This is a genomic window from Vibrio maritimus (assembly GCF_021441885.1).
GTDB classification, from domain to species: domain Bacteria; phylum Pseudomonadota; class Gammaproteobacteria; order Enterobacterales; family Vibrionaceae; genus Vibrio; species Vibrio maritimus_B.
The window spans coordinates 1,028,126-1,041,106 of record NZ_CP090438.1 but is presented as its reverse complement, the minus strand read 5'-3'; the positions used below and the strand labels follow the sequence as shown (position 1 = coordinate 1,041,106).

The 12,981-nt window shown below is 48.5% G+C and carries 11 protein-coding genes; 1 reads left to right on the top strand and 10 read right to left on the bottom strand.

Annotation, left to right across the window (positions count from 1 at the left end; genetic code table 11):
- Window positions 1-56: 56 nt before the first annotated feature.
- Entirely contained in the window at window positions 57-473 is a 417-nt protein-coding gene (locus LY387_RS04850) for a CBS domain-containing protein (protein ID WP_234495502.1), read from the bottom strand.
- 238 nt (window positions 474-711) lie between these two features.
- Between LY387_RS04850 and LY387_RS04845 the strand changes: the two genes are divergently transcribed.
- A complete protein-coding gene (locus LY387_RS04845; protein WP_234495501.1) occupies window positions 712-969 on the top strand; it encodes a hypothetical protein in 258 nt (85 codons plus the stop codon).
- 33 nt (window positions 970-1,002) lie between these two features.
- Here the strand turns inward: LY387_RS04845 and nirD are convergent, their stop codons facing one another.
- From nirD to LY387_RS04800, 9 genes are all read right to left on the bottom strand, one after another.
- On the bottom strand, window positions 1,003-1,329 hold the full coding sequence (nirD, locus tag LY387_RS04840) for a nitrite reductase small subunit NirD (RefSeq protein ID WP_042476678.1): 327 nt from the start codon (window positions 1,327-1,329) through the stop codon (window positions 1,003-1,005).
- A gap of 2 nt (window positions 1,330-1,331) precedes the next feature.
- Window positions 1,332-3,827, bottom strand: coding sequence for a nitrite reductase large subunit NirB (gene nirB, locus LY387_RS04835; protein WP_234495500.1), 2,496 nt, complete (start codon window positions 3,825-3,827; stop codon window positions 1,332-1,334).
- Between the two features lie 12 nt (window positions 3,828-3,839).
- The gene (locus tag LY387_RS04830) at window positions 3,840-4,679 is read right to left on the bottom strand and encodes an ABC transporter ATP-binding protein (protein WP_042476675.1); all 840 of its coding nucleotides are present in this window, start codon (window positions 4,677-4,679) and stop codon (window positions 3,840-3,842) included.
- Window positions 4,680-4,737: 58 nt separating this feature from the next.
- Window positions 4,738-5,706 carry an ABC transporter permease gene (locus tag LY387_RS04825; RefSeq protein WP_234495499.1) on the bottom strand — a complete coding sequence of 323 codons (969 nt, stop codon included), beginning with the start codon at window positions 5,704-5,706 and terminating at the stop codon, window positions 4,738-4,740.
- 48 nt (window positions 5,707-5,754) lie between these two features.
- Window positions 5,755-7,155 (bottom strand): CmpA/NrtA family ABC transporter substrate-binding protein, encoded by a 1,401-nt coding sequence (locus LY387_RS04820; protein WP_234495498.1) that lies wholly within the window; start codon window positions 7,153-7,155, stop codon window positions 5,755-5,757.
- Window positions 7,156-7,473: 318 nt separating this feature from the next.
- Window positions 7,474-8,046 (bottom strand): ANTAR domain-containing response regulator, encoded by a 573-nt coding sequence (locus LY387_RS04815; RefSeq protein WP_128648615.1) that lies wholly within the window; start codon window positions 8,044-8,046, stop codon window positions 7,474-7,476.
- A 9-nt stretch (window positions 8,047-8,055) separates the two neighbouring features.
- Window positions 8,056-9,036 (bottom strand): glycosyl transferase family protein, encoded by a 981-nt coding sequence (locus LY387_RS04810; RefSeq protein WP_234495497.1) that lies wholly within the window; start codon window positions 9,034-9,036, stop codon window positions 8,056-8,058.
- A 76-nt stretch (window positions 9,037-9,112) separates the two neighbouring features.
- Window positions 9,113-9,949, bottom strand: a complete 837-nt coding sequence (gene cobA, locus LY387_RS04805) for a uroporphyrinogen-III C-methyltransferase (protein ID WP_234495496.1) — start codon at window positions 9,947-9,949, stop codon at window positions 9,113-9,115.
- Window positions 9,950-9,960: 11 nt separating this feature from the next.
- Window positions 9,961-12,639, bottom strand: a complete 2,679-nt coding sequence (locus tag LY387_RS04800; RefSeq protein ID WP_234495495.1) for a nitrate reductase — start codon at window positions 12,637-12,639, stop codon at window positions 9,961-9,963.
- Window positions 12,640-12,981: the final 342 nt, after the last annotated feature.

The following is a 12,981-nucleotide window of genomic DNA, read 5'->3' as shown; positions in this document are numbered from 1 at the left end:
CTTATCTCTACATACAACAAAGGGCGCCGCAGCGCCCATTTAGATCATCATAACCGTTATACAGGATGTTTGAAGCACGCTTCAATCGTTTTACCAATCGCTCGAAGCACATCGCGTCGAGTAATGATACCGACTAAACGTCCATTATCGATAACTGGGTACATCTTAGGTTTGCCCACTTTCATCATATCGGCAAGCTCAATAATCGATGTGTGCGGCGACACGGACAATACTTCTCGGTACATACAGTCACCGACCGTGTGGGTGTCTTGACAGTGATAACTCACCTTTACCAGCTTCTCAAGCAAATCCTGCTCCGAAATAAAGCCGATGACCTGCTCTTTATCATCAATCACAGGTCCGCCTAAGTGAGTCGACTGCATAACTTTGTCTAGTGCAGCGCTGAGCGACATGTCTTCGGTAAACGTGACTGTTCTTTGCGTCATATAATCTTTTACTTTTAGCGACTCCATAGCACTCTCCTTTTCGTCCCTTGCTAATAACCTTCTACGTCCATTGTTGGCGAAACTGCCAAAAGGTCTAAGTGGGAATTACCGATACTATCGATAGTGAATTCCTATCGCAGTGTTTTACTGCTTGATATTTCTAAGAGTAAGACGGTTTTTTCTGTTTTGCCTATCTTATGGATAAGATTTTTGTAACAATCAGGTCTTCACTCAGTCACAAAATGTCACCAGTACTTTCTTCACCATGATTAAAAAACTTCTCAACACCTTGTCAGACGCTATCGAATTTCGCTCGCGAATTTGGGTTGTGCATGTGTCTGAATCGTTCTTGAAAGATCAGTCTTTCGTCGTCAATGAGGACCAGTTTTCGAGCCCACTTTCGTGGATGAAAAGCAAGGGTTACGATGAGAGTATGTTGGAGAAAGTTGAGTTGATGAAGCCGTCCCAAATAGTAGTAGTGGAACTAGGTGGCGCGACTCACCAACTCATGAGAGTTAAATAGCGCCACTAATGATGACGCTATTGGATTAAGGTTTTAGGCGGACATCACCCAAACTTCTTCGCCGCGTATTTCAACAAGCCATGTTTTCACCGAGACGTCAGGGTCTTCGATACACTCACCTGAGGTTAGGTCGAAGTGTTGCTTGTACAGCGGAGAGGCGACACAATCGCGTCCTCCAATGTCGCCCACGATTCCACGACTTAACACGAATGCCTCACCAATTGGATCCCAGTTATCAATGGCATACACCGCTTGCTCAGTCTCTGGTAGATAGAACAACGCAAGCTGAGCCTCTCCGACCAATGCACCGCGTCCTTGATATGGCGTCAAATCGGCAACATCACAAATCTTATTCCACATGATTAATCCTCCAACTGCGGGTCAACGATGGTGACCGGAATTCTCTGACCTCGAACGCGCTGATATCCTAGGTCGGCACTTTTTTGGTCACTGTTAATAAACGGCATAAACTTGGCGCGTTTCTCTTCCGATTCAACCGCGGTTTTCCATTCACATTGGTAGGTGTCGACTATATGCTGCATCTGTTTTTCAAGCTGCGCATTGATACCGAGAGAGTCTTCAATGACCACTTGCTTAAGGTATTCTAAACCGCCTTCTAGGTTTTCCATCCAAACCGAGGTTCGCTGCAATCGCTCACCGGTTTTCACATAGAACATCAGCACTCGGTCAATCAAAGCCACTAGCTCGTCTGTCGTTAGGTCAGAAGCTAATAGATCGGCGTGGCGTGGGCGCATACCGCCATTACCACATACGTACAAGTTCCAGCCATTTTCGGTGGCGATCACACCAATATCTTTACTTTGTGCCTCGGCACACTCTCGTGTACACCCAGAAACCGCAAACTTAATTTTGTGCGGAGCGCGCAACCCTTTGTAGCGGTTCTCTAGATCGATGGCGAGACCAACAGAATCATCGACACCATAGCGACACCAAGTCGAACCGACACACGATTTCACGGTGCGCAGTGACTTACCGTAAGCGTGTCCGGTCTCAAAACCCGCTGAAATTAAGGTATCCCAGATCTCTGGAAGCTGCTCCACTTGAGCACCGAATAAGTCGACACGCTGACCACCGGTGATCTTGGTGTAGAGATCGAATTTCTTCGCGACTTCACCGAGTACAATCAACTTCTCTGGCGTAATTTCACCGCCTGGTACGCGAGGTACAACAGAATAAGAGCCATCTTTTTGAAGGTTAGCAAGGAAAAGGTCATTGGAGTCTTGCAGACCACGATGCGAACCCTCTAGTACGTGCTCATTCCAAAGTGAAGCAAACACCGATGCGGCAGTAGGCTTACAGATGTCACAGCCCTTGCCTTTACCATGCTTCTCAATGAGCTCGTCAAAGCTTTTTATCGACTCTACTTGGCAGATATGGAACAGCTCTTGTCGTGAAAACTCAAAGTGCTCACAAAGGTGGTTGTTGACCTCTTGCCCCATGGCGACGAGCTCTTCATCTAGGACGCTCTTGACCATATTGGCACAGCCACCACAACCGGTTCCGGCCTTGGTTTCATCTTTCAAAGTCGCAAGATCGTGCGCCCCCGCATGAATCGCTTCAACCAGATCACCACGTGTCACGTTGTGACAAGAACAGATCATGGTCGATGCGCTCGCACCACCAGAGAGTGAGCTAGTGTCAAACAGCAGTTCAGCCGGATGTTCTGGCAAGGCTTTTTCATTTAGATAGGCTTGCAACAACAAATCGTAGTCAGAGGTATCGCCAACAAGGATTGCACCGATAAGTTTGCTGCTGGTTTCATCTACAATCAGTTTTTTATAGGTACCTTGAGCCGTATCTTGCAACACCATCTCTTTCGCACCCGGAGTCTGCATCTGCGCATCACCGATAGAAGCCACATCAACACCAAGCAGCTTAAGCTTGGTACTCATGTCTGCGCCTTCAAACGTCGCCACCTTACCCATAAGCTGGTCTGCAACGGCTCTCGCCATTGCGTAACCGGGAGCAACCAGTCCAAATATTCGATTTTGCCAAAGCGCACACTCACCAATGGCATAGATAGCATCGTCGCTGGTTTGACAGTTATCGTTAATCACGATGCCACCGCGCTCGCCGATCTCTAGGCCAGCGGCTCTTGCTAGCGCATCCTGTGGACGAATGCCTGCAGAGAACACGACCACATCAACATCTAACGGCTCAGCATCTTTGAACACCATGCGGTGATAGGCTGTTTCGCCGTCGCAGATTTTATCGGTACCCGTAGAGGTGTGAACCGTAAGTCCGAGATCTTCGATCTTATCTTTCAAAAGACCACCAGCGCCATCATCAAGCTGCACCGGCATAAGGCGGGGTGCAAACTCGATAACATGGGTTTCGAGACCTAGAAGTTTAAGTGCGTTGGCCGCCTCAAGACCTAATAGACCACCACCAATGACCGCCCCTGTTTTCGCACCTTCACACGCTTTGCGAATCGCGGAGAGGTCGTCCAATGTGCGATAAACGAATACATTGTCTCGGTCTTTACCCTCAATGGGTGGCACAAATGGATACGAGCCCGTGGCTAATACCAAATGGTCATAACCGAGAATGTCTTCACCGTCGAGTGTGATGCGTTTCGCTTGCTTGTCGATGTCTGTCACTCGACTGCCAAGTACAAGCTCAACGCCATATTTCTTGTACCACTCTTCATCGCCTAACATCAGTGAATCATGTGAATTGCCAGAGAACAGTGATGATAGTTGTACACGGTCATAGGCAGCGTAGCGCTCTTCACCAATCACCGTGATTCGATAATTTAAATGTCCTTGTTGGCTAATAAGATGAGCAATAAAGTGATGCCCAACCATGCCGTTTCCAACTACGACTAGATGCTCCATATCTGCTGCTCCCTATGCGCTTTTCTTCGCGTCTTTCTGTTTGCTGATTTCGACCGATCCTGACAGCTCGTTTTTCGCCTGTTTCTCATATAGGAAGGTCAATACGGCTTGACGGTATTTTTGGTATTGTGGGTTGTCCGCCATTGCCACGCGGTTACGTGGGCGTTCTAGATTAATATCCAACACCTCGCCGATGGTCGCCGCTGGTCCATTGGTCATCATGACAATCTTGTCGGATAGCAGTACGGCCTCATCCACGTCGTGGGTAATCATAATCACGGTGTTGTTGAGCTCAGCTTGAATCGCCATTAGGGCATCTTGAAGCTTGGCACGCGTCAATGCATCCAAAGCACCAAATGGTTCGTCCATTAACAGTACTTTTGGCTTAAGTGCTAGGGCGCGAGCAATGCCTACGCGCTGCTTCATACCACCAGAGATTTCATCCGGCTTCTTATCTGCTGCATGATCCATTTCCACGAGATCGAGATAATGGTGTACCTGCTCTTTTACCCAAGCTTTGTCTTTGCCCTTCGCTACCTGCTTAACGGCAAGCTCAATGTTCTCGTATACTGTTAGCCATGGCAGAAGCGAGTGGTTTTGGAACACCACAGCACGCTCAGGCCCAGGGCCATCCACTTCTCGTCCATCAACGATAACACCACCATCGGTTGGGAAGTGAAGCCCAGCGACCAAGTTAAGCACGGTAGACTTACCACAGCCAGAGTGACCAATCAGAGAGATAAACTCGCCTTTTTGTATCTGTAAATTAACGTTTTTCAGTGCCACAAACTCCCCTTGTGGCGTAGGGAACCGCATTCCAAGCTGGGTCAGGTCAAGTAAAGGTTTCGACATCAGTAACTTCCTTATTCCATTCGTCTAGGTATCACTCGTTAGTGTGGTGGCTACCTAGTTAGCGGAGCGATTGTTGTTTATTCCAAGAAAAGTGTTTTTGTAGTAGCAACATGCCACGGTCTAGTAACAGTCCGATAAAGCCGATAGCAAATACCGCGACCATGATTCGGCCTAGTGATGCTGAGCTGCCGTTCTGGAATTCATCCCAAACAAACTTGCCAAGACCTGGGTTCTGCGCCAGCATTTCTGCCGCAATCAGTACCATCCATGCGATACCGAGTGACAAGCGAAGACCGGTAAAGATCATTGGAATCGCAGACGGTAGAACGATAGTGCGAATGTGTTGCCACCACGAGAGCTTAAGCACCTTGCTTACGTTAAGAAGATCCTTGTCTACGCTCGTTACACCCACAGCGGTATTAATCAAAGTTGGCCACAAGCTACATAGCGCAACGGTAATCAGTGAGTTGACGAATGACTTAGCAAACAGTGGATCGTCACTGACATAAGTCGCACTCACTACCATGGTCACAATCGGTAGCCATGCCAACGGTGAAACTGGCTTAAGTAGTTGAATGATTGGGTTAAATGCCTGATAAACCCCTTGATTTAAGCCTAGGACGATACCGAGTGGAATCGCGATGACAGAAGCGAGGATGAAACCACCTGCCACCGTAATCAATGACGTTCCAATCTGGTCAAAGAAAGTCGGTTTACCCGTGTATGGGCGGATCTTCACTTCCGCGTCTGGGTTTTTCGCCAGTTTTGCTGCGTTGCGTTTTTCCTGACGCTCAACGAAAGCTTCCGCTTTCTCACGCTCCTCTACATGCTCCGCAGCTAGGTTTTTAAATTGTTCAAACGTTTGAACGGGACCTGGAAGGGTACCCAGTGACGTTTCAACCTGTCTCGCTGCCAAATGCCACATCATTAGGAAACAAAGAATCCCGATGAGGGGGAACAGCAGCACTCGGCTGCGGTTCACCACCATTTCACGGCTTGGCTTCAGTGATATTACGTTCGTTGCCATCGCCTTTACTCCTTAGCTATTACTGCAATCATTCCGTTGACCTAATGCTTAAACCTTGTCTTTGCCTTTCAGACCGATTGAGAATTTCTCAAGGTAAGCGTTAGGTTTAGTGCCGTCGTAGACGATGTTGTCGATAAAGTGTTTCTGAGGGGCACGGAAGCCATCTTCAGATTTAAAATCAGGGAAGTCTTTCGACGTTAGTACGCCATCTTCTACCAAGGCTTCAGCCGCTTGTTGATAGATGTCAGGACGGTATACTTCCTTCGCGATGTTCATGTACCACTCATCATCCTGTGAATCAGCAATCTGACCCCAACGACGCATCTGTGTTAGGTACCAAATCGCGTCACTGTAGTATGGGTATGTCGCGTTGTGGCGGAAGAACACGTTAAAGTCAGGTACATCACGCTTATCGCCTTTCTCGTATTCGAACGTACCTGTCATGCTGTTAGCGATAACTTCGGCGTCCGCACCTACATAAGCACTCTTGGCAAGGATCTTCACGGCCTCTTCACGGTTTGCGTTGTTATTCTCATCCAACCAATGCGCAGCACGGATAAGCGCTTTTACAACACGGATATGAGTATTTGGGTTTTCTTCAGCCCAAGACTTCGATACACCAAATACCTTCTCTGGGTTGTTTTTCCAGATCTCGTAGTCGGTCACGACTGGTACACCAATACCCTTAAATACCGCTTGTTGGTTCCACGGTTCGCCTACGCAATAGCCTTCAATCGTGCCCGCTTCCATGGTCGCTGGCATTTGCGGTGGCGGCGTCACGCTAAGCAGAACATCGGCATTCACTTGACCGCTGTTATCACCGGATTTTGGTGCATAGTAACCAGGGTGAATACCACCAGCTGCGAGCCAGTAGCGCAGTTCATAGTTATGTGTGGATACTGGGAACACCATACCCATATTGAACGGTTTACCTTCATCTAGGTAACCCTCAACCACAGGCTTTAGCGCATCGGCTTTGATTGGGTGAACCGGTTTGCCATCCGCTTGCATCTCAAGGTGTGGCTTCATCGCCGACCAAGTTTTGTTAGAAACCGTAATCGCATTACCGTTTAAGTCCATGCTAAATGCCGTGATGACTTCTGCTTTGGTACCAATACCTATGGTTGCACCTAACGGCTGACCAGCCAGCATGTGTGCGCCATCAAGTTCACCGTCAATCACACGGTCTAGCAGTACCTTCCAGTTCGCTTGCGCTTCTAGCGTCACGTAAAGACCTTCGTCCTCAAAGAAGCCTTTCTCGTATGCGACGGCAAGCGGCGCCATATCGGTCAGCTTGATGAAGCCAAACTTCAGCTCTTCGATTTCTGGCTCGCCCAATTCAGCCCATGCTGATGTGCCAACAAGTAGCGTTGCTGTCGCGATTGTTGCGGTGCTGACGCGATGAAACGTCTTACCGATCTGAGTTCCTAGTTGAGTCCATTTCTTCATAACACTCTCTCCGTGTGATGCTTAAAAATTTTTTCCAAAAAAAAGGCGCTACTGCTATCAATAAGCAATAGAGCCTATGTATAAGCAGTAACGCCGTCGCCAACCTTCACTTCACCGCCGTTGATGATTTCAGGAGCTGCCCACTAAGGGGCGGGGGTATTGTGTTTGATATTAGTCTTTCAATATGCGTGCCAAAATGTATTTATTTATATTTATCAGCACTTTAGTTAAATTTGGTTACTTTATTGGTTAAATTTTGCTTCGCCAGTGTGCACCGTGCACCAATTGAATGAATTGCCACTAACCCCAAAGTAGTAGCTAAAGGCTGATGGACTCTAGGGTGTGGATGAGGTTCTTCGAGACTTGAGCAAGCGATAAGCTAGACTGCATCGACGATTTTCGAAGTGCCGCGAAGGCGGTCTGCTCATCGAGATGATGATGCTTCATCAGCAAACCTTTGGCTTTTTCAATAAGCTTACGCTCTTCCAGCTTTAAGTTTAGCGCTTCAAGTTTCTGGTCGTCTTGAATCGACTTCTCACGCACTTGTCTGGCATGAACCACCCACGCGCTGAGCTCAAACTGCGAATCATGAGGCAGCAATACGTAATCATTTCCAACAGGTAAGCGATTGATATCATTCTCATTTAGTTGTTTTAGAATAACAAGAAGGGGGCGCTGTCTCTGCTTTGCGGCATCCATGATAAGCGAGAGTTCAGCACAAGGTTGCTGCCACGAGATAACCAGCGTGGCAGTGGGTTCTTTTTCAAGCATAGACTCCAGCTGAGATAGCTGACAGCCCATGATTTTGTCGAAGTCTTTGGCAAGCCTTGCGCTAATATGCGCCTGTTCTGCGATAGAGTCGCAGCAAACTAAGACGGGTGTTTTTGGCATACGATTTTCCTAACATAGTGTTCCTTCACTCGTTAGACCATCGCAATATGTGTGCCAAAGTGTTTTTGCTTTTGATTCCGCGCTGTCCCAGTCACCAGAAAGTGTAAATAGCGCTATCGTCAGCGTACTGATGATGGTGTTCGCCATCATGTCTTGCTCATCTTCACCGGTTCCCAGTGGACAAGGAATCACGGGCTGAGTGGTCATCGTCTCTTCTACGTAGTGAGAGTTCACCTTGCCGTCTTCCGCCCACCAGATGGTTTGGCTAACCTTAGGGTTGTACTCCGTCTCACCAGATTGACCTTTAAACGATACTGTTCGCTGAGTCTGCTCCGACTGTAAGTGAACTAACGATTCAACCTTGGCATGCAGCTCTTGAAACCCTGGGTGGAAGCTACCTCGCAGTGCAAACGGTGCATTTGCTGGGTTGAGAGCCCTTGCGACAGTATTGATCGGCGTTCTTAGGCCGTAGCGATGCTTCCAATCGAGCACCACTTTTACCTGAGGCAGGAAGTTATCTAAGGGTAGATACGCGATGTTAAACTGCTCAAGCAGGGTTTTCGCCTCATCTAAGCTCACTGCGGTATTGATGTTGAGGTGACCAAGAAAATCACGGGCATGCAGACGATTGTGCATCTTGTCTAAGTCACCGTGCAGTAATATCTTCACTCCACTGTCTGCCAGAATTTTGGCTGCGACTAGGTGCCACGGTAAGCCTGAGGTTTGTCCTGTGCGTTTGCCTGCATAAAGCGGCCAATCAAGGTCGGCAAACTGATCTTGGGTACTCTTAAGAGCTTGCACGAAACCCGCGATCTCTTCTGGCGTCTCATCGCGAACGCGGATGAGCATCATCAACATGGCCATTTGATCATCGCCAACCTCACCAGCCAGATAGGCTTGCATCACCTCTCTAGCTTGAGTTTGTGTGAGTGGACCTCGTCCTCGAGAACCGCGACCCACGGTACGTATACATTCTTGAATTAACGACACATCCTCTCCTACTTCTTGTGTCTGACCGCTACTGCGCGCTGCTTGTAAAGACTATGTTCTACTTATAATGAAAAAGCTAAGCAACGGCATACTCCTGCGCCACGTCGAGAAGCTCCTGGCGAATCGATACGACTTCACCGATGATCATCAAAGCAGGGCTCAAGCCGCGAAGCTGGTCAGCTATCTGATTTAACTGTGATAATTCGAAAGTATATACTTCCTGCTCTGGGCTACAACCTTTACCAATAATCGCTACCGGCGTAGTTGGGCTTAACCCTGAGTCTAGCAGTCCTGTTTGTATCTCAAGGCTTTTCTCAAGCCCCATATAGCACACTAAGGTCTGGCCTTGAGCAATTAACGACGACCAAGCGGGGAGCGCACCAGAGACGACATTCCCCGTGACTAAGGTGACGCTTCGTGCCACCTTACGGTGGGTGAGCGGTATCAAGGCACTCGAAGAGCAGCCAAGCGCTGCAGTAATGCCAGGAATGACTTCAAACGCGATGTTGGCCGACTTCAGCGCTAGTGCTTCTTCGCCACCACGACCGAACACAAACGGGTCGCCCCCTTTCAGTCTCACGGCACGATAGCCTTTTTGACCGCAGTCTTTGAGGATCTCATTGATTGACTCTTGATTAAGGCTCGGCATCCCACAGCGTTTACCCACATAGAAACGCAGTGTCGATGCTGGAATAAGATCCAATATCGACTGACTGACTAAGCGGTCATAAACCACGATATCAGCGCTTTGAATTCGCTTATGCGCGGCCATGGTCAATAAGTCAGGGTCACCCGGCCCTGCACCAACAATCGATACAAACCCTTTGCCACCCTTGCGTGGCAGTTCATCAATAAACCCTACATCTTGCTGTTGATGAGGAAGGTATGCTTGCTCATTCCTTTGAGTGTTCATCCTACGTCTCCTTACTTCACAACGACATCAATTTGTTCTGACTGTTGGTGATGCTGATTCACCAACTTCTCTACTTCTGGTAGGCACGAACCACAGTTACTTCCGCATTTAAGCTGCCCTTGCAACTGGGCTACAGTGGTGTGGTTTTGCGTTTGCATCGCATCGACAATCTGCTTTTCTGTGACTCTAAAACAGCTGCAAACGAGCTTACTCGGTGCTTCGTTCTGAATCGCTTTCAGGGTTTTAGAAAGCGAAAACGGCTGACCAATAAGTTGAGTAATTTGCGCTACATCAGCGTCAAACGCCTTATCCTCTACTTGAACAAAGCTTTTTACCGTGAGAGCGGCGTCATTGGCACAGCTTAGCGTTACCCAGCCATGCTCCGTATCCATCACAAGCAGCTTGCCATTTAACGCAGCGTCCGTCGCCTGAGTCCATGTTTGTTTGCTCAACACCGATTTAGAAGCGTAACGCCAAAGATTACGGCTTTGACCCTCGCCTTCAGTAATCTGCATCGAAGAAAAGTCCGCGATATCACCCAGCTTGTCAGCGTTCTCGCCAATGGCGACGAAGTAACTACCAATGGCAAAGGGTTCGATCTCAACGAACGAGGATTTGAACGCTGGTTGGCCTGAGAATGGGTCGACTACAGACTCAGTAACATGGTTAACGCCGCTGCCTGCACCAAACTCACCCGCCCAGTGCATAGAGAGGTAAACACTATGCAATCCTAAGCCGTCGTCTTCTTTGACACGAGCCACAATCTCAGCACGGCTTTCTGGAGTGACAAGTCGAGCCAATTGCCCCGTTTTAAGCGCTGCGCGTTCTATCGAAAGCGGATTTAGATATACCGTTGGCTCTGTTTCTTTTTGCGTCAGAGCAGGTACGAAACCGGTTCGTGTCATGGTGTGCCACTGATCCCTGTCGCGGCCTGTGTTGAGTACAAACTGATGCTGACCCCGAGAGGCTTGGCTCAATGAGTCTGCTGGAACAATAAGATTTGCGCGGCCATTTGGCGTTGCGAATTGCCCATCTGAGAACGGACGCTTACCATCGAGCGGCCATTGTTTAGGCTGCCAGTGGGCGTAGTCGGCCGCCGACAGTTCACTCAGTTCGCTTAGATCAAACAGCTGTGGACTGTCACTATTGATAGAGGAGAGCTCAACATGCTCTTTGAAAATGTCATACTCACTCTCGTAGTCAAATCCATCTTCTACCTTCATTAGCTCACACAGCGCTTGACCGACTTTAGACACCGCCCACCAATCGGGCTTGCTTTCACCACGCAGTGGCAAGAAGGCTCGCTGTCTCGACATCATGCGTTCAGAGTTGGTAACCATGCCTTGTTTCTCACCCCAGCCTGCTGCGGGCAGGATGATATCTGCGTACTGAGCAATATCGGAATCCACACAGATATCGGAGACAATCACCAGCTCACATTTCTTCAGGGCGCGCTTAATTTTGTGACTTTGTGGGAGTGAAACCACAGGATTGGTTGCCATGATCCAAACCGCTTTCACCCCGCCTTTTTCAATGGCGTCAAACAAGTCGACCGCCTTTAGGCCAGGTTTTGTCGCCATATTAGGCGCACGCCAAATGGTTTTTACTTCGTCGATAGATGCTGGGTCAAACCCTCGGTGAACGGCGAGTTGGTTCGCTAAGCCACCAACTTCACGCCCTCCCATGGCGTTCGGCTGCCCGGTAATGGAAAACGGGCCACAACCTTCTCTGCCAATTTTTCCAGTCAGCAGATGGGCGTTAATGATAACGTTTCCCTTGTCTGTCCCGTTCTCGGCTTGGTTAACGCCCTGACAATAGAGGGTGATAACTCTCTTTTTAGTGGCGAACCAATGATAAAACTGCTTGAGGCGTGTTCTATCTACTTGAGTTTTTTCCGCGATCGACTCCAACGAGCATGTCGCTTGCTTCACAGCTTCAAGCAGGGCTTCACTACCTTGGGTATGTTCAGCGATATAGTCGTTATCCAAAGTGCCAGTATCCAAACAATACCTTGCCAGCCCCATAAATAGGTCAACATCACTGTCAGACTCCAAAGGAAGATGAAGGTCTGCCTGCTCAGCACTCATGGTTTTTCGCGGATCGATCACCACTAGCTTAAGGTTTGGATTCGACTCACGCGCCTGCTGGATACGACGAAATACAATCGGGTGTGTCCACGCCGCATTTGAACCCACCAAAACAATCATCTCAGCAAGTTCAAGATCGGCATAGTTGACGGGAACGACATCCTCACCAAAGGCACGCACATGGGAAGCAACGGCAGAAGACATACATAACCTGGAATTGGTATCAATGTTCGCCGTACCAACATAGCCCTTCATGAGTTTGTTCGCGACATAGTAATCCTCCGTCAACAGCTGACCTGAGACGTACATAGACAAGGCGTCGGCACCATGCTGCTGCTTAATATCGTGAAATCGTGTCGCGATTGTGTCGATTGCTTCTTGCCACGATGCTTGTTTGCCATTGATCTTTGGATAAAGAAGCCTAGCGGGTCCGGTGTGGCTATCATCGAGCGATGAGCCTTTTACACATAAGGCTCCCATATTCGCTGGATGGTTAAGATCCCCTTTGGTCGAAGCATCTTTTGGATTACTGACACATTTTGCGACGAGGCCGCAACCGACACCACAATATGGACATGTTGTATTGACACTTCTCGGCTTCATAACGTCTCCTTTAGCCAGGCTATATCAACAAAAAGGCGCCTCTCCTTGTTACAAGAAGAGGCGCCTTTGCCATTGACGAGTTAGATTTTTGTTCACTTCAGTACGGTGATAACCATCGAGTTATCCGCTGAGCTTTTGTTAAACAAGTCAATGCAAATTTGAGTCCAACAAATAGAAACTATATTTTTCAATAGCTTAATGAGAAACGCATTCTCTACCTCACTGTTATCGCGCTTTCTAAAGCACCAAAGTGGTGCATGCCATTGTGCAAATTCTCACATACTAGACACCCGTTACATTGAGCTTTCTATTTACACACCTAAACTGTCTAGGTTACTCGTC